The sequence below is a fragment of the Streptomyces sp. NRRL S-378 genome (genome assembly GCF_000720645.1).
Taxonomy (GTDB): domain Bacteria; phylum Actinomycetota; class Actinomycetes; order Streptomycetales; family Streptomycetaceae; genus Streptomyces.
In genome coordinates this window covers 18,170-41,437 of sequence record NZ_JOBX01000052.1, presented here as the reverse complement: position 1 = coordinate 41,437, position 23,268 = coordinate 18,170, and the positions used below count along the sequence as shown (strand labels likewise).

Here is a 23,268-nt window from a genome sequence, read left to right as displayed (position 1 = left end):
CCTCCGGGACGGACCGGTGCACGGATCAGCCGAGTGATCGGCCGGACAGGTCCTCGTGTTTCTTGACGTCGATGTGGAGCAGCAGCAGGGAGCGCTCTCCACGGCCGACCTCATCGCCGTCGTACGGGACGGCCGAGTGGCCCACCGGAGGCCGGCAACGGGGCTGAGGCGACGAGGGAGGGGGTAGGGAGGTCCGCATGAACTGGCTGATCACCTTTGCGGGCGCGGCCCTGGTGCTGTTGGTCCTGCGGGACGTGTTCCACACTCTGTGGCACCCCACGCGGCATGGCGGTCTCAGCCGACTGGTCGTGACGGCCCTGTGGCGGCTGGCGGCCTCCCTGCCGCCGCGCCGCCGGGCCTCAGGGCTGGCGGGCCCCCTCGCCATGGTGATCGTGGTCGCGGCCTGGGCACTCACCGCGGTCCTGGGGTGGACCTTCATCTACTGGCCGCACATGCCGCAGGCGTTCACCTATGCAACCGGGCTGAAGCCCGCCGACCACGCGGGATTCGCGGACGCCCTGTACGTGTCCCTGGTCCACATCTCCACCCTCGGCCTCGGCGACATCGCACCCGCCGAGGGATGGCTCCGGATCCTCGCCCCCATGGAGGCCCTCGTCGGCTTCGTCCTGCTCAGCGCCACCGTGGCATGGACACTCGGCATCTACCCCGCGCTGGCCCGCCGCCGCTCCCTCGCCCTGCGCCTTTCCCACCTCGCCCGCACCCATCCCACGACGGAGCAGATCGACGCCGACGCGGGCGCGGCCATCCTCGACGGCCTGGCCGGGGCAGTGGCTGTGGTCTCCGTCGACTTCCAGCAGTACGCAGAGTCCTACTACTTCCACGACGGCGACGACCGGACCTCCCTCGCCCGCCAGATCGCCTGCGCCATGAACTTGGCGGACCAGGCCGCGGCGGCCCGTCACCCCGACGTCCGGCTGTCCGCCGCCGTGCTCCGGGCAGCTCTGGACGACCTGGCCGCCATCCTCGACGAACGCTTCCTGCACACCCGGGGATCAGCAAGGGAAGTCTTCGCAGCCTTCGCCCACGACCATGGCCGCCACACCCGTGGCGGAACCTGATCTGACCGTCCCGCCTTCACCCCCGTGGGCCGTGCTCGCCCGCCCGGGCAGCGTGCCGGCCGCCCGGGAGGGCGAGCAGGTGGCGCGGGTCCGTCGCCCGGGTGATGCCGCCCTCCACGGCGGCGACCCGGTCGGCGAGCAGGCCGAGTGCTGCGACCGCCCGGGTCAGCGGCTCGTCGTCCAGGCCTCCCAGAGCCTGGCTCCGGACGTGCCGGCTGCGCCCGGGACGCAGGACGCGCCCGGCCTCACAGAGGCCACTGCATCCCGAATCGCCGGCCGGCAGCGCTTGGTCACTGCCGGCAGACGATGCGCCCGGCTCTCCCTCTCCCGGACCGGCTCCGCGGTTGGTGACCGGAGTCCTGACTCATTCCTTGTGCGGCCTGTGCCTCGTACACGCCTTCACCGCAACACGGATACCGCACCGCCAGATGTGCCTGGCGGACCTCGGCCGACCGGGGGTGTGGGCCATGACCTTCAGCGCGATCGACGGCTCGACTGGCACGAGCGCATCGTCAGTCTGCTCCGCATGACCGATACCCAGCTGAAACGCAACTGCGGGGCCCTGGAAAGGCTCTCCTGACGCCCTGGAAGCGCGCCTCTCCCAGGCTGTGCCGGTACCGGATCACCGGCTTACGAGATATCGGAAGGCAAATGCCGTGCTGAGCACTCCGTACCGTTCTGAGGCCACCGGGGAAGCGGAGCCGCCCGTCCCGCCTCCGCCTCTGTCCGCCAACCGCTGCCGCGTACTCGTGCCTACCGGCCGTGGCCGCGGCTTGCTGATCGCCGCGGGCGCACTGTGTGCGGCCCTGATGATGGCCCTGCACACCAGAATCCCGAACGGGGCCGTCAACCTCGGCAGCCTGTTCCAGACCTTCCTGCCCTGGGCCGGGCTGAGCGTCCCCGTCCTCCTCGTGGCGGCGGCGGTACGCCGCTCCCGGCTCGCGGCCGTCGCCGTTTTGGCCCCCCTGGCCGTCTGGGGCTGCCTTTTCGGCGGGACCCTCGCCGACAAGCGATCCGGCAGCGGGAACTTCACCGTGGTAAGTCACAACGTGGACGAGGACAATCCCGATCCGGCGCGGACCGCGCGAGCGCTCGCCGCATCGGGCGCGGACGTGCTGGCCCTGAAGGAGATGTCCTCGAAGGCCACGCCCTTCTACGAGCGCGAGCTCGCCGTCGGATACCCGTACCGCTCCGACACTCTCGGCGTCAGACTGTGGAGCAAGCACCCCCTGAACGGCGTGGAAACGGTGCCGATCATGCCGTGGACGCGTGCCGTACGGGCCACCGTCGAGACCCCGCACGGCCCCGTCGCGGTCTACGCCGCCCACCTCGCTTCGGTACGCCTGACCCCGGACGCCGGGTTCACCACCGACCGCCGCAATGATGCGGCCCGGAAGCTGGCCGCGGCCGTGCGGGCGGAGCCGCTGGCCCGGGTCGTCGTGATGGGTGACTTCAACGGGACGGCGGACGACTCGGCTCTGCGACCGGTGACCTCCCAGCTGACCAACGCGCAGCGCGAGGCGGGCGCCGGCTTCGGCTTCACCTGGCCCGCTCCGTTCCCCATGGTCCGCATCGACCAGATCCTGGTGAAGGGGATGAGCGCGACCTCCTCGTGGACCCTTCCCGCTACCGGCAGCGACCACCTCCCCGTCGCGGCCTCCCTCCACCTGTGACCGCACCGCAGGCCCCACTGACTAGGATGGACTCCACAAATGTCCGCGTCTGAGCAGGTAGGTGGCGTGTCGGCACCCCGGGTCCCAGACCCCGTCAGCGTCCTCGTCGTCGAGGACGACGCCACCATCCGCCGCGCCGTACAGCTGTCCCTGGAGCGGTACGGCTATCAGGTCGCGGTGGCCGTGAACGGACTCGACGGCCTGGAGGCGTTCCGGGCCGGCAGGCACGACCTGCTGATCCTGGACGTGATGCTGCCCGAACTCGACGGCATCGGTCTGTGCCGCCGGATCCGCGAGCAAAGCCTGGTCCCGGTCCTGATGATGTCCGCGCGCGGAGACGCCCTCGACGTGGTCTCCGGACTGGAGGCGGGCGCCGACGACTATGTCGTCAAACCCGTCGACACCCCAGTCCTCGTCGCCCGCATCCGGACGCTGCTGCGCCGTGCCACCTTCCGGCCCGCCGAACCGGAGACGACTCCGGCGCCCGGCCCCGGACCGGCGAACCCCGCAGTCGTCTCAGCGGATACCAGGACGACCCCCGCGGAGCTGGTCTTCGGGGACCTGTCCGTGAACACCCTCGGCCTGGAGGTACACCGGGGCGGACGGCCCGTTCCGCTGACCCCCACCGAGCTGCGACTGCTACTGGAGTTCGCGGCGGCACCTGGCGCCGTGCTCGACCGCCGCCGTCTCCTGCGGGACGTGTGGGACTACGGCTGGGAGGGCGACACCCGCGTCGTGGACCTGTGCGTGCTGCGGCTGCGCAAGAAGATCGGAGCCGAGCGGATCGAGACCGTCCGGGGCTTCGGCTACAAACTCGTCCGCGGCTGAGGGGCCGACCCCACCCATGGCACTCCTCAACCCGCGCGCCCTGCGCTGGAAGATCGCCGCCCTGACCGCGGCCGCCTGCTGCGCGGTGGCCGCCGTGATCGGTGTCCTCGTCCACCAGGCGATGGCCGAACGAAGTGACCACATCGGGAACGAACGCCTCTCCGCGCGCCTGGCAGCCGCAGAGCGCGAGTACACCCGCACGGGCAGCGCGCCACTCGAAGTCGAAGTCCTCACTCCCGAGCGGCTCGACCCACCGCTCGCCCGGGCGCTGGCCGCGAAGGACCCGGCCGCCCTCTACGCGACCTGGAACGACCGCAAACCCCCCAACTGGTACTGGATGTGGGCGGCCATGCCCGTCGAGGGCGGCCGGGTACTCGTCGCCCGGACGGACATGAGCTCCGAGGTACGCGGCCTCCAGCTCCTGGACCGCAGCATCGTCAAAGCCGTGCTCGCCGCCCTCCTGGTCGTCGTACCGCTCGCCGCCCTGGCCACCGAACCGATGAACCGCAGACTGCGCCGGGGATCCCGCACGGCCCGGGCCATCGCCGACGGCGACCTCGACGCCCGGATCGGAGCGGGCGGCCGGGCCCGTGACGAGATCACCGAAATGTCGGCGGCCGTGGACGAGATGGCTGCGGCCCTGCAGCACAAGCTGGAGGGCGAGCGCCGCTTCACCGCGGACGTCGCGCACGAGCTGCGCACCCCGCTGATGGGGTTGTCCACCGCAGCCGGGCTCCTCCCGGAGGGCGACGAGGTGGCCGAGCTCGTCCGGGACCGTGCCCGGGCCCTGAACGGGCTGGTCGAGGACCTCCTGGAGATCTCCCGGCTCGACGCCGGAGCCGAACAAGCCCGGACCGACGCGGTGCCGCTGGGCGAACTGGTCACCGACATCGTCCGCCGCACGGGGACGCCGACCGCCGTGGCGGTCCGTGCCACCCCGATCCTGGAGACCGACCCGCGCCGGGTGGAACGGATCGTGGTCAACCTCGTCACCAACGCACACCGGCACGGAGCCGACCCCGTCCAAGTCGCAGTGGAGGCCACCGCCACGGGCGGGCGGATCCTCGTACGGGACCACGGACTCGGCTATCCCGCTGCACTGCTCACGGAAGGCCCGCAACGCTTTCGGACGGGAACCCCCGAGCGAGGGCGGGGGCACGGACTCGGGCTGACCATCGCGCTTGGGCAGGCGAAGGTCCTCGGCGCCAGGCTGGCCTTCGCGAACGCTCCGGAGGGGGGCGCGATCGCCACTCTCGACCTGGACGGCGGACGCCCGTCCGTTGGTTGAACGGAACCGCAACACGCCTTCCCTGGCGGAAACAGGCTCGCGCAGGTACGAAGGTACGGCTCTCGAAGGTGATCCCGGGGCGGGTTCCGCACCCGACTTCCGAGGTTCCCGACGTTCGCCGACCAGGGGGAGGGCTGTTGTGGGAGGCCACCTGGAGCAAGCACCGGTCGCCGGCCGGTGATGACGGGCATCAGCCAACCGGCCCGGTCCCCGTCGCCGTCGGCTACCCCCCGGTTCGAAGAGGTAGCCGTGCCCACCATCCGGACGCCCCGCCGGCAGCACGCTGGTTGACGGTGTGCTCGCGGCGCTCGCCGAGCAGCTCGGCTGGCCGCTGCCCACGCGTCGGCTCAGGGCGGGCAGGATGTGTTCTCCGTACGCGGTGAGAAGCGCAGCGGGGGCGCTGCCCTGCCGTGCAAGAGGGTGCACTCCTTCCGGTACCTGGCCGCGGGGGACTACTGGTTCGACGAGGACCAGGCCGACGGACACGACGGCACCAACAGCCGCCTGCACACCTGATTGCGGGCCGGCACCGCGCACCCCGCGCAGCCTGGGCATCCGGGTACAGGGGGAGAGGGATGAATCAACACGGTGAGGGACGAAAGGGTCCGGTACGTCGAGCCCGCCGCACACAGCGGGATCGGACTGCCTGAGCGGGCCCTCACGCGGCCCGCTCCCCTACGGCGGACGCCGACCGCGGCACCAGGCGCCGCCGCGGTAGCCCGAACCTGCCCCGGCCCGCGTACGACGGAGACCGGGCGGTTTCCGGACGGCAGGGGAGAGGCCGTTTCTGGGACAACCCCTCCGACAGCGCCACCCTGCGCGACGACCGCGGCCGCACCGTCGACACCGAAGCCCGGGGCCGCTTTCGCGTCACCCCCGCCCCGTAGGACGCCCCCGCCGACCCGGCACCGGCGAAGAGCCGCTGGGTGCTCGGTGGTGACCGACACGGCTGGTTTCTCCCCAAGCTCAGGGTCGGTGGTGCTGGTCCCCTAGGGGTGCGGGGCGGCCGCCGGTACTCGAGTGGGAGCACGAAGCCATCCCGCAGCAGGACCGTGCGCGGTCTTTCCGGATCGGAGACTTGAGGCGATCCGTGAGAGCGGCTTTCGTAGACGAAAAGGGGGCGGCACGGTGCTGCGAGCTGGACGAACGACCTCGATCCTGACGGCCGGAGCGGCGACGGCCGTGTTGGTGGCGTTCACGCCGGCGGCCGCGTTCGCGGTCCAGGAGCCGCTCGAGGAGTTCGGGCGGCAGCACCTGCGGTGGGAGCGCTGCGCGCCGGACCAGCCGACGTCGTTGGAGTGCACGACGGTGCAGGTGCCGCTGGACTACGCCGATCCGCACGGGCGGAGCATCCAGATAGCGGTGTCGCGGGTGAAGGCGGCCAGTGCGGCGAAGCGGCGCGGTGTGCTGCTGATGAACCCCGGCGGTCCGGGCGGCCCGGGGCTGACGACGCCGGCCGGGATGGCGCCGCTGCTGGCGCCCGAGGTGCGTGAGCGCTACGACCTGATCGGCTTCGACCCGCGCGGCGTCGGACGCAGCACACCGGTCCGCTGCGGTCTGGCGGCGGACGAGCAGGTCCTCAACCACCCTTACTCCGCCGATACGTTCGGGCGGGACATGGCGCGGGCCAGGAGCGTGGCGGACAAGTGCCGGGCGAAATCCGGCGACCTGCTGCCGCACATCACGACCCGGAACACCGCACGGGACATGGACGTGATCCGTGCCGCTCTGGGAGAGCGGAAGATCTCCTACCTGGGACACTCGTACGGCACGTACCTGGGCGCGGTGTACACCCAGATGTTTCCCCGACGGGCGGACCGGTTCGTGCTCGACAGCGCGCTCGACCCGGCACTGGTCTGGCGGGGAGTGCTGCGGGGCGCGACGGAGGCGGCCGAACTCGCCTTCACCCGGTGGACGGAGTGGGCCGCGGCCCGCGATGCGACCTACGGGCTGGGTGCGACCCCGCAGGCAGTGCGCGCGGCGTTCTGGGATCTGGTCGCGCGTGCTGACCGCACGCCGATCGTGCTGGAAGGGCAGCCGTTCGACGGTGACGCGATCCGGGCGCAGTACCGCGCCTTCGTCCAGGTCGAGGCGGTCACACCGTTCATCGTCGCGCTCAGGGCCGCGGAGGCGGGCGCCGCGGCCCCGGCCGGGCCGAGTACGGCCGTGCCGACGGCGGCCGAGGCGGCCGGCGAAGCGCCGGACGTGGACAACGTGGTCTCCGTCGCCTGGGCCGTTCTGTGCGGTGAGGGCCGGAGCTGGCCGCGCGATCCCGAGCAGTACCGGCGCGACGCCCTCCGGGACCGCGCCGCCCGCCCCCTGGCAGGCGACTTCGGCGCCAACATCCAGCCCTGCGCGTACTGGAAGTCCGCTCCGCGAGAGGCGGCGACGGTGGTGGACAACGACGCCGACGCGCTGATCGTGCAGAACGAATGGGACCCGCAGACGCCCCTGGCGATGGCCAAAGGCATGCGGCGCGCCCTGCACGGCGCCCGCATGGTCACGGTCGCGGGCGGTGAGGGCCACGGAGTGCTGGGAACAGGCCGCCCCTCCTGCGCCGAGACCGACGTCACCCGTTACCTGACGACGGGCAGACTGCCCGAGAAGGACCGCACCTGCACCTGATCCGCGAGCTGGAACGAGGCCCGGGGCGACGACGTCGCCCCGGCCGGGCGCTTCGATCGACGAGTGGTCGCGAGGACGATCCGACCCGCTCCGACCGCACCGGAAGGCCGGACCGTCCGGAAGGCGGTCCGGATTGCGGCGGCTGCCCTGGCCGGCGACGCGGCCGATGAGGACCGTCCACCCCGCCCCGGCCGCCGAGATCAGCGCCGACCGCGCCATCGACCACGACGGCATCTACCGTCAACCGCTCCGCTTCCAGCGGCCGCGCCTGGACGCGGGCCCTGAAGGCGAAGGCGCAGGCGTGCCCGGGTTCGGCCGGAAGCCGAGCGGGGCCGCGGGCTGACGAGGAGGCGGCGGAGCAGTCACAGGCCCGATGCGACGCAGATGAGGGAGAGGCGAGGGTGAGGCAGGGGCGGGACGAACACGGACCGGGGAGTTCGGACCACGGGCTGTCGTACGAGCCTGATCCACGGGCGGATCCGGTCCCGGACCAGGACAGGGACCCCCAGCGGCCCGATCTCCGGCTGGAGGAACGGCTTTGGTCGCACACCCTTGCGGACGTTAGGGTCTGACGCCGTACGAGGAGGGTGGGAATGGGGCTCATGGACGCCGACCACGCGGCGCTGGTCGTCGCGGCACAGGCCGGGGACGACCGGGCACGCGAAGAGCTGCTCGCCGCCTACCTGCCGCTGGTCTACAACATCGTCCGACGAGCGGTGAGCGGACATGCCGACGCCGACGACGTCGTCCAGGAGACGCTCTTGCGCGTCGTCCGCGATCTGCCTGCCTTGCGCGCTGCCGACAGCTTCCGCTCCTGGCTGGTGTCGATCACTCTCCGCCAGATACAGACCCACTGGCAGCGGCAGCGCGTCCTCGCCGGCCGGACCGCGGTCATCGACGAGGCACTCCATCTACCGGACGCCGGGCCCGAACCCGAGGACGCGACGATCCTGCGTGTGCGGGTGTCGGATGAGCGCCGTCAGATCGCCGAAGCCGGCCGGTGGCTCGACCCCGACCACCGGGTGCTTCTCTCACTGTGGTGGCAGGAGCACGCCGGACTGCTGAGCCGTGAGGACATCGCCGCCGCGACGGGCCTCACGGTCGCCCACGCTGGGGTGCGCCTGCAACGCATGCGCGAGCAGCTGGAACTGAGCCGGACGATCGTCGCCGCGCTGGCGGCCCACCCGCGATGCCCGCAGCTGGGGGAGACCCTCGCCGGATGGGACGGTCTGCGTGCATCGGTGTGGCGGAAACGGATCGCGCGGCACACCCGCGACTGCACGGTCTGCACGGCGACGACGACGAACCGGGTACCTGTTGAGCTGCTGCTCCTCAGCCTCGCGCCCCTGGCCGTCCCTGCCGGACTCATCGCCACTCTGACCGCCAAGGGCCTGCTGTCGGGTGCGGCCGCCGCGAGCGCCGCCGGGCCGGCCCTTGTTGCCGCCGGCACCGCGACGAAGGGAGGCAGTCTGCACGGTGCGATGACCGGCAAACTCCATGCGGTGACCGCTCATCCGCTGGCGAGCCTCGCCGCCGGCGCGGTGCTCGTCACGGGGGCCGCCACCTACGCGACGTGGCCGGAACCGCCGCCCCGGGTGCCCGAGGTCACCGCCGCCCCCGCGGTCGGTCCCACGGGCGGTGAACCCACGCAGATCCCGTCGGCCACGCCCACGTCAGCCGGACCGCCGTCGGCGAGTCCGTCCGCCGTCGCAGGAGGCACCGTTCCGCTGGGCCCACAATCACTGGAGTCCGTGGACCAGCCCGACCTCTATCTGACGTATTCCGGTGACTTCGCGACGCTGGGCCGGGTCTCCGCGTCCAGCAGCACGCAGGTACGGCAGCGGGTCACGTTCACGGTGGTCCGGGGGCTGGCCGACACACGGTGCGTCACCTTCCGTGCGGCCGACGGCCGTTACCTGCGCCACCACTACCTGCGGCTGCGGTTGAGCACCGACGACGGCAGCGAACTGTTCCGGAAGGACGCCACCTTCTGTCCGCGTCCCGGGGCGGTCCCAGGGGCGGTGACCCTGCACTCCCACAACTACCCCGGATCGGTCATCCGCCCTCGCGACGGCGGCATATGGCTCGACGGCTCCGACGGTACCCAGGCCTTCACCGGCCAGGCCTCCTTCGTCGTCCGCAAGGCCCGGTCCTGACAACCGCTCGTTGAGCATCGCGGACCGAGCCCCGGACAGCCGCCGAGCCCGCGGCCCGCTCCGGCACCGCGCGGTTCACATCCCGGCAGTGGCCGCCCGTATCCCGCACCGGTCCGGGGCCTACCGGCCTGCGGCGACGGACGCCTCGCCGTACAGGTCACCCTGAAGTCCGAGCACGGCGACCGCCGGCCGGTGGCCTTCTGAGCACAGCACCGTGGAGCGGTACGGCCTCCCTTCCCCCTCGGCGGCCGGACCGACGGGCCGGGCGTAACACTTTTCGCCTGCGAGATGCATCACGGGGTGATCGTCGGGGTGGCGCGACTTTTCTGTTACGCGGCCTCGCGTGCCGAAGCCTCCACTTCGTGGGGTTCTTCCCGCCACTCACCATGCAAGCCGGCACGGGAGGCCCCCACCCATCGGCACATCCCCGGAAGAAAGCGCACCATGACGCGAGACACCCGTGAACGCCGCACGCCCCGTACGCAGGAGCGGCGCCTCGTCCTGCACCGGACCCACCCCGCGGCGGAGCAGGCGGCACCGGCCGGTGCACCCGCCATCACGCACCCCCAGGCGACCCGAGACCAGCGAGGAGCGGCATGAAGGGCCTGCACCGGCGCGGCCGGCGCCGCCGGACACTGGCGATCGGACTGGCGGCCGCGGCGCTGGTGGGGGGTGTCGTGACGCTCCTGCCCAGTTCCGCCGGAGCCGTGACACCCCTCGGCACGCAGGCGGCCCCCTCGGGCAGGTACTTCGGTACCGCGGTGGCCGCCGGCAGGCTCGGCGACGCGAAGTACACCGCCATCCTCGACCGGGAGTTCAACATGATCACCCCGGAGAACGAGATGAAGTGGGACGCCGTCGAACCGGCCCGCGGCACCTTCACCTTCGGCCCGGCCGACCAGATCGTCAACCGCGCGGCGGCGCACGGCCAGCGCCTGCGCGGCCACACCGCGGTCTGGCACTCGCAGCTCCCGCCCTGGGTCGGCTCCATCCGCGACGCGAACACCCTGCGCGGCGTGATGGACAACCACATCACCACCCTGATGACCCGCTACAAGGGCAGGATCCACTCCTGGGACGTGGTCAACGAGGCGTTCGCCGACGGCTCCACCCAGCACCGCAGCTCGGTCTTCCAGGACGTGCTGGGCAACGGCTTCATCGAGGAGGCGTTCCGCATCGCCCGGGCGGCCGACCCCTCCGCGAAGCTCTGCTACAACGACTACAACATCGAGAACTGGTCGGACGCCAAGACCCAGGGCGTCCACAGCATGGTCAAGGACTTCAGGGCCCGCGGCGTGCCGATCGACTGCGTCGGGTTCCAGAGCCACTTCGGCACCGGAGGCCCCCCGGCGAGCTTCCGGACCACCCTGGCCAATTTCGCTGCTCTGGGCGTGGACGTCCAGATCACCGAGCTGGACATCGCCCAGGCGTCGCCGACCCACTACGCCGACACGGTGAAGGCCTGCCTGGCCGTGGCCCGGTGCACCGGCATCACGGTCTGGGGGATCCGCGACAGCGACTCCTGGCGCAAGGGCGAGAACGCCCTGCTGTTCGACGGAAACGGCAACCCCAAGGCCGCCCACACCGCCGTCGTGAACGCCTTCAAGGCAGCCACCGGTACCACCCCAGGAACCGGCACCGGCACGATCAAGGGCGTCGCCTCCGGCCGCTGCATCGACATCAAGGGCTCCACCAGGGCCAACGGAACCCAGGCGCAGCTGTGGGACTGCCACGGACGGCCCAACCAGCGCTGGACCCACACCTCCGGCAAGCAGCTGACGGTCTACGGCGACAAGTGCCTGGCCGCCAAGGGCAACGGCACGGCCAACGGCACCGCGGTGGTCATCGAGGACTGCAACGGCGGCGCCGGCCAGCAGTGGAACGCCAACGCCGACGGCACGATCTCGGGGGTCCACTCCGGGCTGTGCCTCGACGCCATCGGCGCGGCCAGCGCCAACCGCACCGGGATCCAGCTGCACTCCTGCTGGTCCGGCGGCAACCAGAAGTGGACCGGCCCGTCCGGGACGCCGGCCACGGCAATGCCCGCCCCGACGGGCACCTGTGCCCTCCCGTCGACGTACCGGTGGACCTCCACGGGTGCGCTGGCACAGCCGGCGAACGGGTGGGCCTCGCTGAAGGACTTCACCCACGTGACGTACAACGGCAAGCACCTGGTCTACGGGTCGAACTTCTCGGGATCCTCCTACGGCTCCATGATGTCCGGGCCCTTCACGAACTGGCCGGACATGGCCTCGGCCCGCCAGACCGGCATGAGCCAGGCCGCGGTGGCCCCTACGCTGTTCTACTTCGCGCCCAAGAAGATCTGGGTGCTGGCGTACCAGTGGGGCCCGTGGCCCTTCATCTACCGCACGTCGAGCGACCCGGCCAACCCCGACGGCTGGTCCGCGCCGCAGCCGCTGTTCACCGGCAGCATCCCCCGCAGCGAATCCCCCACCGGCCCGATCGACCAGACCCTGATCGCCGACGACCGGAACATGTACCTCTTCTTCGCCGGTGACAACGGCAAGATCTACCGGGCGAGCATGCCGATCGGGAACTTCCCCGGCAACTTCGGCTCCTCGTACACGACCGTCATGAGCGACACGGCCGAGAACCTCTTCGAGGCGCCGCAGGTCTACAAGGTCCAGGGCCAGAACCAGTACCTCATGATCGTCGAGGCGAGGGGCGCGCACCAGGCCCGCTACTTCCGCTCGTTCACGGCGCCCGGCCTGAACGGCCCGTGGACCCCCCAGGCCGCCGACGAGAAGAACCCCTTCGCCGGCAAGGCGAACAGCGGTGCCACCTGGACCAACGACATCAGCCACGGCGACCTGGTCCGCGACAACCCGGACCAGACCATGACCGTCGACCCCTGCAACCTGCGGTTCCTCTACCAGGGCAAGGCGCCCGCAGCCGGCGGCCCCTACGATCGGCTGCCCTACCGGCCCGGTCTCCTCACCCTGCAGCGCTGACCCGCCCCGACCCACGGCACAACACAAGGAGAACAACCCCCATGAAGAACCCTCCGCACGGCGGGCGCCGCGGACGCCACCGCCGCCGCTGGACCGGGACCGGACTGCTGCTCGGCGTGCCCGCCGTCCTCGTGCCGTACCTCCTCTACGTGCAGGACGACTCGCAGGCCGCGACGGTCGACGGCAACGCCTACTACCGGCTGGTCTCCGTACGCAGCGGCAAGGCACTGGACGTCAACGCCTTCTCCACCGCCGACGGAACCCGCATCCAGCAGTGGACCGACCAGAACACCGCCAACCAGCAGTGGAATCTACGCCCCACCGGGGACGGCCACTACGAGCTGGTGAACCGCAACAGCGGCAAAGTACTGGGCATAGCCGGCGACTCGACCGCCCAGGCCGTCCCCGCCGAACAGCAGACCGACAGCACCTCCACCTCCCAGCAATGGCGGATCGACGACGTGAGCGGTTCCGACGCCGTCGTCCTCACCTCCCGCAGGAGCGGCCAGGTCCTGGACGTCTCCGGAGGCTCCACGGCCGACGGCGCGGCAGTCATCCAGTACCGCGGCCACGGAGGCACCAACCAGCAGTGGAGGCTGGTGAAGACGACCAAGAGCCAGGCGCCCGGATCCGGACCGTACACCTGGCGAAACACCCAGGTGGTGGGCGGCGGCTACGTCACCGGGCTCGTCTTCAACCCGCGTGAGAAGGGTCTGTTGTACGCGCGCACCGACATGGGCGGCGCCTACCGCTGGGACGCCGGAGCCGAACAGTGGATCCCGCTGACCGACTGGATCGGCGAGAAGGACTGGAACCTGCTGGGCATCGACGCGCTCGCGACCGACCCCGTCGACCCCGACCGGCTCTACCTCGCCACCGGCACCTACACCAACGACTGGGCGGGCAACGGCGCGATCCTGCGCTCAAAGGACCGCGGCCGCACCTTCCAGCGCACCGACCTGCCCTTCAAGCTGGGCGGCAACGAGGACGGCCGCGGGGCGGGCGAACGGCTGGCGGTCGACCCCGCGGCCAACGGCACCCTCCTGCTGGGCACGCGCAAGAACGGCCTGTGGCGCAGCACCGACCACGGCGCGACCTGGAGCCAGGTCCCCTCGTTCCCCGTCAAGGACGGGGCGGGCAGTGGTGCGGGCATCTCCTTCGTGACGTACGGCCCGGCCGGCAGCAAGACGGTGTACGTCGGTGTCGCCGACAGGACCACCTCCCTCTACCGCTCCACCGACGGCGGCAGCACCTGGCAGGCCGTCCCCGGGCAGCCCACCGGCCAGATGCCGCAGCACGGCGTGCTCTCCGGCGACGGCTCGCTGTACCTGACCTACACCAACGCCCTCGGCCCCAACGGCGTGACGGGCGGCTCGGTGTGGAAGCACACCCCGGCCGGCGGCACGTGGCGGAACGTTTCCCCGTCCCAGGGCAACTACGGGTTCTCCGGTCTGGCCGTCGACCCGCGCAAGCCCTCCACGGTCATGGTCACCACCCTCGGCCGCTGGTGGCCGGAGGACGAGGTCTACCGGACCACGGACGGCGCCGCGACCTGGAAGGCACTGGCCGGCAAGTCGGTACGTGACGCCTCCGCCGCCCCGTACGTGGGCACCGGCACCGGGCACTGGATGACCGCTCTGGCCATCGATCCCTTCGACTCCGGGCACGTGCTGTACGGCACCGGCAGCGGCATCCTGCGCAGCAAGGACGCCCACGCCTCCGACAACGGCGGCACCAGCCACTGGATCGTGGGCGCCCGCGGGCTGGAGGAGACCGCCCTGCTGGACGCGATCGCCCCGCCCGGCGGCGCCCACGTCATCACCGCCATGGGAGACCTGGGCGGATTCCGCCACGACTCCCTGACCGAGGTGCCCACCGGACGGCTGAACAACCCCACGATGGCCAACAGCACATCCATCGACTTCGCCCAGTCCCACCCCTCGATGATGGTGCGCGTCGGCCGGGGCGGCGCGCAGGACGGCGCCTACTCCACCGACGGCGGCATCAGCTGGAACGGCTTCGCCTCCGAACCGGCGGCCGGCTCCGACAGCGGCCGGGTGGCGCTCTCCGCCGACGGCTCGGCCATCGTCTGGACACAGGCCGGCCAGGCCCCGTACCGCTCGACCGACCGGGGAGCGAGCTGGTCGAAGGTGGGCGGCCTGGGCACCGATGCCGTCGTCGTCGCCGACCGCTCCTCGGCCGGGACGTTCTACTCCCTGGCCGGCGGCACGCTGTACGCCAGCACCGACGGCGGCGCGACCTTCACCGCCCGCGCCGCCGACCTGCCGGCCGGCGGCCGGCTCAAGGCCGTCCCCGGAGCCGCAGGCCACCTGTGGATCGCCGGCGGCTCCCAGGGCCTGCTCCACTCCACCGACGGCGGCCGCACCTTCACCCGGCTCGCCCCGGTGAAGGCGGCCTCCGCCATCGGCTTCGGCAAGGCCGCACCCGGCGGCTCCTACCAGGCCCTGTACCTGATCGGCACCGTCAAGGACACCACCGGAGTCTTCCGCTCCACCGACAAGGGCGCCACCTGGCTCCGCGTCAACGACGACGCCCACCAGTGGGGCGGCATCGGCGGCACCGGCGTCATCACCGGTGACCCCGACGTCTTCGGCCGCGTGTACGTCGGCACCAACGGCCGCGGCCTCCAGTACGGCGACCCGTCCTGACCCATGCGCTCCGGCGGGGCCGCAGGCCCGACGACCTGCGGCCCCGCCACGGCCGAGCGACCCGGGGAGGCGTCCCTGCCGTTCCCCCGCGACGAGACCGTGTCCGGCGACGGCGACCACCGGCCCACCTGAGCCCTGGCACCGTCGAGGACCACCTCAGCTCCATCCTGACCAAGCCGCAGGACACCAGCCGCGTCCAGGCCGCACTCCTCGCCGGCCGAGCCGGACTGCTCACCCACAACGACGGCACGGCCCGGGACGGAGGCCGATGCGGACCCCGGTGGACACCGCAGGCCGACGACGCGAGAGAGAACTGGGTTCCCGAGCCGGAAGTCGTCGGCGCCGAGCAGGGCCCGGGCGGGGCGATGCGGCTGAGTACTTCCTACGCCGCGGACCGCTGGAGGCGTTGCTCAACGCCGCCCCCCCAGCCGGCGCAGTACGTGCGATGACGCAGGGCCGCGGCAGGTAACCCTTTCACGGTCCTCCCCGGCCCCGACGGCCCTCACGGGCCATTCGGATCGACCGTCCCTCCCCGGCGCCCCCCGGACGGCTGTAACCGGCCTCGCGCAGCTCGGACAGGAGCGCTCGACCCGTCCGCGGACGGTGGATCCGCGAAGAGACCTGAGTCGGGCCCCGGGCCGTGGCCTGATCCGGGCCGAGCGGCGCTGTGCGGTCCGGAGCCTGCAGGCTGCGCGGTCCGCAGCAGCTGCTCCGGCCGCGGGTGGGTCAAGACCGGCAGGATTGCCGGACGCGGAGCAGCTCGGTCCGCAGCACGGGCGTGCCGTCGACCGGTGCCGGGTCCTCCGCGGTCGGCTCGATTCCTCCAGCGGCGGTCTTGTCGAGTGTCGCCAGGCCCTCGGGGCCGACCGTGCCGAACACCGTGTAGTTCGGTCGTAGTGCGGAGTCGCCGTAGACGACGAAGAACTGTGAGCCGTTCGTGCCCGGACCGGCGTTGGCCATCGCCAGCAGCCCGCGCCCGTACAGGCGGCGCGCGCCGGCCGGATCGGTCGGTGCGGGTGGCAAGTCCACCGGCAGCTCGTCCTTGTACTTGTATCCGGGTCCTCCCTCACCGGTACCGGTCGGGTCGCCGCACTGCAGGACCTTCAGCGTCGGATACGCCGTCAGACGGTGGCACACCGTCCGGTCGTAGAACCCATGCCGTGCCAGGTGCAGGAAACTCTGCACCGTGCACGGCGCCTTGGCCCGGTCCAAACGCAGCGGGAGCGGGCCCTGGCTGGTCGCAACAGCCATCTCGACCGTGCCACGGCTGGGGGTGCGCCGCGGGTCGGGCGGCAGTGGAACGGGGCGCGCGGCCGGCTCGTCCGGGGTCTGTGCGTACTGGCACGGGCCGTGCGTGGTGCGCGGCGGAACAGCGTCGGAAGCGGCGGCGGCACTTCCCCCGGACACGACCAACGTCACGGCCGCTAAGGCACTGAACAGTGCTCGGTTCATCTTGCGCGTCCTCCTGATGATCGCCAGGTTCTGGAGCGGTCGCAGTTTAGGGCGTGGCTTGTCCGGCGGGAACGGTCAACGGCAGGAGGCCGGCGTGGCCTGTCCCGAAATCCTTGCCCTCCAGCGGACTCGACGGCTGGCGGGGGTGCGGCAGCCGGTGCGGCACGACGTCGAGCAGGCGCATCGCACCGTCTTCGTCGATGGCCTGCCGCATGGTGCCGGCGGTCTCCCACGTGGTGCGTCGCGCCGCCCGGAAACGGCCCACTGCGCCGCGAGGAGGACCCGTACCGCCGCCACCACCCCGGCCGCCGGCGCGATCGTGTCGGCCGCCGCGCTGCCGGCGGCCGCGCATGACGGGGACCGTCACCAGCAGTGGCCGCGGGTATCGGCCGGTGCTGCGGGGCGGGGTTCAGGCGGCGGGGGAGTGGGCGAAGAGGTGGCGGATCCGGACGTGAGGGTCACGAATCGCGTACCAGTTGGCGGCGAGATCGGTCGCCATGATGGCGCAGGCGAGGTCGGTTCCTCGGCGTTTGCCCCTGATCAGGAACACGGCGGCGAGGGTGTCGAAGAGCGCCGGCGACGACCAGTAGAGGTGGAGCCGGCTCGGTGCCCAGGCGTAGGGGTGCAGACCGCGGCTGAGAAGGTCGGTTACATGCGCGGAAGCGCCGACGAAGAGCAGCATGGCCGCGATCACACAGACCGATTTGACCGCCCATCGCGGGGTGTGGCGCAGCCATCCGATCACGCTTGGATCGTTCCATCTCCGGGCGTTGCACGTCAGACCGTCCGCCTGCGATGACCGATGAGAGCGGCGGTGATCCCTGCGAAGGTCTGGCGGTGGTCGGCCTTGGCTCGTAGGGGCGGTGGAGGCGGCCGCAGCCTCACACCACGGTTGCGGCAAGCCTTGGAATACTTCTCAGTATGGGAGAGCCAGTCGAGATCATGCCCTACGACCCTGCTTGGCCAGCCATGTTCGCCAGCTGGGGCACGTGCCTACGTGTCGCCCTCGGTGATGCTGCGGCTCGTATCGACCACATCGGGTCCACCTCGGTGCCAGGATTGGCGGCCAAGCCGGTGATTGACATCCAGATCTCAGTGGCATCGCTGGAAGCGACGGATGCATTTCTGCGCCCGCTGACAGAGTTGGGACTCGTGCACCGGGCGGACAATCCCGACCGGACCAAACGATACTTCCGGGAACCTCCAGGACAGCGTCGGACCCACGTGCACGTGCGGCGACTGGGCAGTTTCTCACAGCAGTTCCCACTACTGTTTCGCGACTACCTCCGGTGCCACACGGCCGCTGCGAACGAGTACGCGGCAGCCAAGAAGCACTGCGCGGCCAGATTCCGCAACGACCGTCCCGGCTACGTCCAAGCAAAAGACGCCTTCGTATGGGACATCATCCGACGCGCTGACGCCTGGGCCCAGCACACCGGCTGGGCTCCCGGTCTCAGTGATGCCTGACCAAGCCTTCCGATCACAGGCGAGGCCAAGGCCGTCGGAGTTACGGACATCCCTTACGGCAGAAGTCACCTCATGTGGCGAGTTGAGTCTGCGACAGCAGATCAGGGTGCAGGCGATACCCCCCTTTTTTTTGCCAACCCGCAGATGGACCGAGCTGATCGCACACCGCGACCAGTCCAGCTCACCCCGCGGCCCCGACTTCCTCGGGGATCACGCGATAGAGCCGGGCCCAGACCGGTCCGTCATGCCCGGACCAACGAACGATCACGCGAAGAAGCGACGTTTCAGAGGGTGTGCTGGGCGTCGGCTGCGTGCCGGTCGGCTCGCAGGATCAGCAAGGAGATCAGCGAGGCCGTCGCGAGTACGGATCCGACGGCGATGTCGAGGACCCGGCTGCCGTTGTCGACGGCGGCGTCTTGCAGCCCCAGTACGAACGGTGAGGCGATCATCCACAGGCCCGCCAGGCCGATGACCACGTCGGAGCGCCAGGTGCTGCCTCGGTACATCCGTAGGCCGACGACGAACATCAGGACCGCTCCGATCACCGCCTCGTTGACCTGAGCGTCCTTCGCTCCGCCGTGCGTCGCCATCGGGTAGATCCACAGGGCGGCAGAGGCGGCGAACATGACGAGCCCGATCACCTGGTCGTGCAGGCCCTGACGGTAGGCGTGAGCCTGGGCTGCCGGAACGGCAGCGTGGTGGGAGTGGTAGGTAGCCATGGCATCCTCCTGACCGTCGCCTACCCCGATCGCCGGCCGGAACCCCCCGGGTCACGTGATCCGGCACCGCCGCCGAGGGTGACCCCGGACTTGTGAGCGTGAGCGGTTGCACAGCGTGAGCCAACCGGGTCACTGACCAGCCGCCTTCTAGCCTTCCGTTACTATCCGTAGTACATGTGTAGCCGCGCGTAAGGCTGCACCGGTAGCGGCGCGTGATCCGATGTGTCCCACGCGAAGGGAACCGCCCATGGCGACCTCGACCGAGCCCGTCACGCCGATCCCGGTGCGCGGCCGCTCATGGGGAAGCGTGGTCGTCACATGGCTGACGACCACGGACCACAAGAAGATCGGCCACCTGTACCTGATCGCCTCGTTCGGGTTCTTCGTTGTGGGCGGCGTGCTCGCGCTGTTGCTACGCGCGGAGCTGGCCCGGCCGGGCATGCAGATCATCTCGAGCGAGCAGTACAACCAGGTGTTCACGCTGCACGGCACGATCATGCTGCTGTTCTTCGCGACACCGACCTTCGCGGGGTTCGCCAACGCCATCATGCCGTTGCAGATCGGCGCACCGGACGTGGCGTTCCCGCGTCTGAACATGCTGTCGTTCTGGCTGTTCCTCTTCGGCGGGATCATCGTGGTGTCCAGCCTGTTCACCCCGCAGGGCGCGGCGGACTTCGGCTGGACCGCCTACACGCCGCTCAGCGGGGGTGAACGCACCCCGTACGTGGGCGGCGACATGTGGATCATGGGCTTGGCGCTGTCCGGCTTCGGTACGATCCTCGGCTCGGTCAACTTCGCCACGACCATCATCTGCATGCGCATGCCCGGCATGACGATGTTCCGGATGCCGATCTTTACGTGGAACATCCTCTTGACCTCGGTGCTGGTGCTGTTCGCGTTCCCCGTCCTCGCGGCGGCACTGCTGGTCCTGGAGGCAGACCGGCGTTTCGGCGCGCAGGTGTTCGACCCGGACAACGGAGGCGCGCTGCTGTGGCAGCACCTCTTCTGGTTCTTCGGGCACCCGGAGGTCTACATCATCGCCCTGCCGTTCTTCGGCATCGTCACCGAGATCTTCCCCGTATTCTCCCGCAAGCCGCTCTTCGGCTACCTCGGGCTGATCGGCGCGACCATCGCGATCTCCGGGCTCTCCCTGACCGTGTGGGCCCACCACATGTTCGCCACCGGCGCCGTACTGCTGCCGTTCTTCTCCTTCTTGACGTTCCTCATCGCCGTGCCGACCGGGGTGAAGTTCTTCAACTGGATCGGCACGATGTGGAAGGGCTCCATCTCCTTCGAGACACCGATGCTCTGGTCGATCGGGTTCCTCGTCACCTTCCTCTTCGGCGGCCTGACCGGCATCATCCTGGCCTCCCCACCCATGGACTTCCACGTCACCGACTCCTATTTCGTCGTGGCCCACTTCCACTACGTGGTATTCGGAACGGTCGTCTTCGCCATGTTCGCCGGCTTCTACTTCTGGTGGCCGAAGATGACGGGCACCATGCTCGACGAGCGCCTCGGGAAGATCCATTTCTGGACCCTCTTCATCGGCTTCCACATGACCTTCCTCGTCCAGCACTGGCTCGGCGCCGAAGGCATGCCCCGCCGTTACGCCGACTACCTCGCCGCCGACGGATTCACCGCGCTCAACACCCTCTCCTCGATCGGCGCTTTCGTGCTCGGCCTCTCCACGCTGCCGTTCTTCTACAACGTGTGGAAGACGGCCAAGTTCGCGCCCCGCGTGCAGGTGGACGACCCGTGGGGCTACGGCCGCTCCCTGGAATGGGCCACCTCCTGCCCCCCGCCCCGGCACAACTTCGTCACCCTGCCCCGCGTACGGTCCGAGTCGCCGGCCTTCGACCTCCACTACCCGGAGATCGCCGCCTTCGACTACGCCGGCGATCACAAACGCGACGTCATCGACCAGGACAGGGCCTCCGCCCCTCGAAGGTCCCTGCGCGGCAAGGGCCCGGGTCAGCCCCAGTAGGAGGCGGCCATGAAGGAGCGCCCGGAAGAAGTGGCGGCCGGGCTCGCCAGGATCGAGGGGTACCTGATGAGCCAGGCCGCCCTTCGGGAGGCACGCGAAGAGGGCCGCGCCTTCGCCGGCTCTCTCACCTGGCTCGGCCCCGGCGAGCAGGACGAAATCAGCGACCGCTTCGCTCAGCATCATCTGCGTCTGCGCCGGGAGATGCTGGCGGCGACCGTAGCGAGGGCAACGGAACTCCGAGACGAGTACGCCCACCGCTACGCCCACCTGCGCCGACGCATCATCGGGCTGGCGCTGGCCGCCTTCGGATTCTGTTCTGTTGCCCTGGTCCTCCTCACCCGGCCTTGACCGCCGGATGGAGGCGAGACGGTCCCGGGCACCTGCCAGTGCGATGGGCGGATTGGCCGGGCGAGTCAGGCGTCACCCGAGACCTTGAGGTACCTGGCTCGTTGTGTCTGGATTTCTCGGTTTCCTCCAGGCATCTGGGGCATGCGCGGTCCCAGGCCTGCGGCCGTGCTCCATCTGGAGCACGGCGCCCCACCTCCTGGGAAGCCGGTGACCGCCCTGGCTTGGTTACGGGGACGAGCGGGCCGGGCCGTGTGGCCCCGCTCCTCGACTGTTCTGGGGGAAACGCATCACGCCTCCTCGGAGCTGCTGGGAAGTATCAGTGCCGAGGGTGCGTGGAGCGTGATGCGCACGGGTGTGAAGACGGTCGCGTCCACCGGCGACTCCCCGGTGCCGGGATTGCGGGCATAGCGCGGGTGGGCGCCTCCGCTGATCTGCCAGCGAATGCGGTGGCCGACCGGGAAGCGGTGGGCGGTGGAGCTCATCGGCACGGTCATCTGCGAGGGCGCCTGTTCCACTGTGCGGAGTGGGACGAACCCGTCGCAAATGTTGACGGAGCGGCCTTGTGGGTCCACGTCGCACAGGCGGCTGAAGACGTCGGCGTGTCCGGTGTCCGTGGAGATGGTCAGACGTGCGTAGACGGGGCCCAGGACGTCCATGGGCTCGGTCAGTGGTGGACCGGTGAAGGTCAAGACGTCGTCCCGGGCCTCCAGGGCGGCGTTGTCCCGGGGGCCGGCGGTGCGGGAGAGCAGTGGGCCGCCCAGGGAGGGGGTGGGGTCGCCCGGGTCGTAGCGGAACGTCGCCACGGGTGCGGAGTCGGCGGGGGCCTGCGCGGTGAGAGATTCGCCCGCGACGGCGTACCACGACGTGCCGACCGCGGTCGGCGGCCAGTCCTCGAGGTCCCGCCAGGTGTCCTCGCCGCTGATGTGCACACGCACCGCGGTGGGACGCAGGCCGGAGGGCTCGGCATCCAGGTGGGTACGCAGCCACGTGAGGCTTTCGGCGAAAACCTCGGGCCATCCTTGCTGCAGGGCCGAAGTGTGGGTCCACGGGCCGACGAGCAGGGCGGTCTCACATCCGCCCCGGCGTAGCCGCGCGTACTGCTCGAGGGTCTGGTCGACCAGTGCGTCGTGCCATCCGGTCATCAGAGCTGTGGGAACGCGGAGCCGCTCTGCTGACTCCGCCAACGACGCGCCGCGCCAGTAGGCGTCCTCGGCATCTGGGTGTGCCATCACGGCGTCCAACCACGGCAGCTCGCTCCCCAGGGCCGGCACGTACGCCCCGCGCAGGGGCCACGCGGCGGTGACGTCACGCAGTCGGCGTTGCAGGCGCAGCGTCGCCTTGAGGAACGTTGCCGTGCCCTGGTGCTGGTAGGTCATGCCCACGCCTACGGCGAGGGCGTTCTCCAGGCGCAGCGCACCCTCTGCGTGAAACAGGGAGTAGGGATCATGCAGCCCCACTTGCACCACCATTGCCTTCAGTTCCGGCGGTGGGTCCGAAGCGAGGGCCCATTGAACGTAGCCAAGATAGCTGGGGCCGACTGTCCCCACCTTTCCGTTGAACCATCGTTGTTCGCGCAGCCAGGAGACCGTGGCCCGGCCGTCGGCGGCCTCGTTGCGCCACAGGTCGAACGCGCCGCCCGAACCGCCGGTGCCGCGGCAGCTCTGCAGGACGACGTGGAAGCCCTGTTCGGCGAAGAGCAAACCGTACTGGGGTGACCACGGCAGGCCCCGGCCGTAGGGGGAGCGAACCAGGAGGGTGGGGAAGTCGCCCTGGCTCCGTGGAAAGTAGTGGTCAGTGATCAAGGGGCTGCCGTCGGCAGCCGGCACCATCAGCCCCGGCTCCCATCCGACCGAGTGCCGTTTCGCCGGGAGACCTCGCCAGGCAGCCCTCATCACCCGGGATGACAGCGGCGGCTTTCCGGCGGGCGGAACCCAAGTCGGGTCGGCTACGGCACCGGGCGTGCGTGGTGGCATCGTTCCCCTCCTCCATTTTCGTACGCCGTACG

The 23,268-nt window shown here is 70.6% G+C and carries 19 protein-coding genes and 2 pseudogenes; 15 read left to right on the top strand and 6 right to left on the bottom strand.

Annotation, left to right across the window (positions count from 1 at the left end):
* Positions 1 to 197 precede the first annotated feature (197 nt).
* Positions 198 to 1,079 (top strand): potassium channel family protein, encoded by an 882-nt coding sequence (locus IH80_RS0129170; RefSeq protein ID WP_030964461.1) that lies wholly within the window; start codon positions 198 to 200, stop codon positions 1,077 to 1,079.
* Between the two features lie 16 nt (positions 1,080 to 1,095).
* On the opposite strand, the pseudogene IH80_RS47440 reads toward IH80_RS0129170, so the two are convergent.
* Positions 1,096 to 1,299: pseudogene (locus IH80_RS47440) on the bottom strand (ATP-binding protein); the annotation flags it as partial.
* Positions 1,300 to 1,888: 589 nt separating this feature from the next.
* Between IH80_RS47440 and IH80_RS0129165 the strand changes: the two are divergent.
* The 11 genes and pseudogenes from IH80_RS0129165 to IH80_RS46330 form a co-directional block, all read left to right on the top strand.
* Entirely contained in the window at positions 1,889 to 2,752 is an 864-nt protein-coding gene (locus tag IH80_RS0129165) for an endonuclease/exonuclease/phosphatase family protein (RefSeq protein WP_324609436.1), read from the top strand.
* 39 nt (positions 2,753 to 2,791) lie between these two features.
* Positions 2,792 to 3,580 carry a two-component system response regulator CseB gene (gene cseB, locus IH80_RS0129160; protein ID WP_030964459.1) on the top strand — a complete coding sequence of 263 codons (789 nt, stop codon included), beginning with the start codon at positions 2,792 to 2,794 and terminating at the stop codon, positions 3,578 to 3,580.
* Positions 3,581 to 3,596: 16 nt separating this feature from the next.
* A complete protein-coding gene (locus IH80_RS0129155; protein ID WP_030964458.1) occupies positions 3,597 to 4,868 on the top strand; it encodes a sensor histidine kinase in 1,272 nt (423 codons plus the stop codon).
* Between the two features lie 363 nt (positions 4,869 to 5,231).
* A complete protein-coding gene (locus IH80_RS44975; RefSeq protein WP_158943662.1) occupies positions 5,232 to 5,384 on the top strand; it encodes a hypothetical protein in 153 nt (50 codons plus the stop codon).
* 612 nt (positions 5,385 to 5,996) lie between these two features.
* Positions 5,997 to 7,493 carry an alpha/beta hydrolase gene (locus IH80_RS0129140; RefSeq protein WP_234432421.1) on the top strand — a complete coding sequence of 499 codons (1,497 nt, stop codon included), beginning with the start codon at positions 5,997 to 5,999 and terminating at the stop codon, positions 7,491 to 7,493.
* 166 nt (positions 7,494 to 7,659) lie between these two features.
* Complete coding sequence (locus IH80_RS44970) at positions 7,660 to 7,836, top strand: hypothetical protein (RefSeq protein ID WP_158943660.1); 177 nt, start codon at positions 7,660 to 7,662, stop codon at positions 7,834 to 7,836.
* 250 nt (positions 7,837 to 8,086) lie between these two features.
* Positions 8,087 to 9,649, top strand: a complete 1,563-nt coding sequence (locus IH80_RS0129130) for a sigma-70 family RNA polymerase sigma factor (RefSeq protein WP_030964454.1) — start codon at positions 8,087 to 8,089, stop codon at positions 9,647 to 9,649.
* A 444-nt stretch (positions 9,650 to 10,093) separates the two neighbouring features.
* Positions 10,094 to 10,249, top strand: a complete 156-nt coding sequence (locus IH80_RS44965) for a hypothetical protein (RefSeq protein WP_158943658.1) — start codon at positions 10,094 to 10,096, stop codon at positions 10,247 to 10,249.
* Entirely contained in the window at positions 10,246 to 12,621 is a 2,376-nt protein-coding gene (locus tag IH80_RS0129125) for a non-reducing end alpha-L-arabinofuranosidase family hydrolase (protein WP_030964453.1), read from the top strand. Before IH80_RS44965 ends, IH80_RS0129125 begins: the two co-directional genes overlap by 4 nt.
* Positions 12,622 to 12,662: 41 nt before the next feature.
* Entirely contained in the window at positions 12,663 to 15,290 is a 2,628-nt protein-coding gene (locus tag IH80_RS0129120; protein ID WP_030964452.1) for an RICIN domain-containing protein, read from the top strand.
* 125 nt (positions 15,291 to 15,415) lie between these two features.
* Positions 15,416 to 15,559 (top strand): annotated as a pseudogene (locus IH80_RS46330) (DNA-binding response regulator); the annotation flags it as partial.
* 457 nt (positions 15,560 to 16,016) lie between these two features.
* Here IH80_RS46330 and IH80_RS0129110 read toward each other — a convergent pair.
* From IH80_RS0129110 to IH80_RS39810, 3 genes are all read right to left on the bottom strand, one after another.
* On the bottom strand, positions 16,017 to 16,541 hold the full coding sequence (locus tag IH80_RS0129110; protein ID WP_234432420.1) for a peptidylprolyl isomerase: 525 nt from the start codon (positions 16,539 to 16,541) through the stop codon (positions 16,017 to 16,019).
* Positions 16,542 to 16,788: 247 nt separating this feature from the next.
* Positions 16,789 to 16,956, bottom strand: a complete 168-nt coding sequence (locus IH80_RS0129105) for a hypothetical protein (RefSeq protein WP_158943656.1) — start codon at positions 16,954 to 16,956, stop codon at positions 16,789 to 16,791.
* A 195-nt stretch (positions 16,957 to 17,151) separates the two neighbouring features.
* Positions 17,152 to 17,487 (bottom strand): hypothetical protein, encoded by a 336-nt coding sequence (locus IH80_RS39810; RefSeq protein ID WP_037881396.1) that lies wholly within the window; start codon positions 17,485 to 17,487, stop codon positions 17,152 to 17,154.
* Positions 17,488 to 17,663: 176 nt separating this feature from the next.
* On the opposite strand from IH80_RS39810, the gene IH80_RS42760 reads away from it, so the two are divergent.
* Positions 17,664 to 18,209 carry a GrpB family protein gene (locus tag IH80_RS42760; RefSeq protein ID WP_078906795.1) on the top strand — a complete coding sequence of 182 codons (546 nt, stop codon included), beginning with the start codon at positions 17,664 to 17,666 and terminating at the stop codon, positions 18,207 to 18,209.
* Between the two features lie 284 nt (positions 18,210 to 18,493).
* Here the strand turns inward: IH80_RS42760 and IH80_RS0129095 are convergent, their stop codons facing one another.
* A complete protein-coding gene (locus tag IH80_RS0129095) occupies positions 18,494 to 18,928 on the bottom strand; it encodes an SPW repeat domain-containing protein (protein WP_030964448.1) in 435 nt (144 codons plus the stop codon).
* A gap of 247 nt (positions 18,929 to 19,175) precedes the next feature.
* On the opposite strand from IH80_RS0129095, the gene ctaD reads away from it, so the two are divergent.
* Both ctaD and IH80_RS0129085 read left to right on the top strand, forming a co-directional pair.
* Positions 19,176 to 20,915 carry a cytochrome c oxidase subunit I gene (gene ctaD / locus IH80_RS0129090; protein ID WP_051810087.1) on the top strand — a complete coding sequence of 580 codons (1,740 nt, stop codon included), beginning with the start codon at positions 19,176 to 19,178 and terminating at the stop codon, positions 20,913 to 20,915.
* A gap of 9 nt (positions 20,916 to 20,924) precedes the next feature.
* Positions 20,925 to 21,263 (top strand): hypothetical protein, encoded by a 339-nt coding sequence (locus IH80_RS0129085; protein WP_030964446.1) that lies wholly within the window; start codon positions 20,925 to 20,927, stop codon positions 21,261 to 21,263.
* 287 nt (positions 21,264 to 21,550) lie between these two features.
* Here IH80_RS0129085 and IH80_RS0129080 read toward each other — a convergent pair whose 3' ends face one another.
* Positions 21,551 to 23,155 carry a CocE/NonD family hydrolase gene (locus tag IH80_RS0129080; protein ID WP_037881393.1) on the bottom strand — a complete coding sequence of 535 codons (1,605 nt, stop codon included), beginning with the start codon at positions 23,153 to 23,155 and terminating at the stop codon, positions 21,551 to 21,553.
* Positions 23,156 to 23,268: the final 113 nt, after the last annotated feature.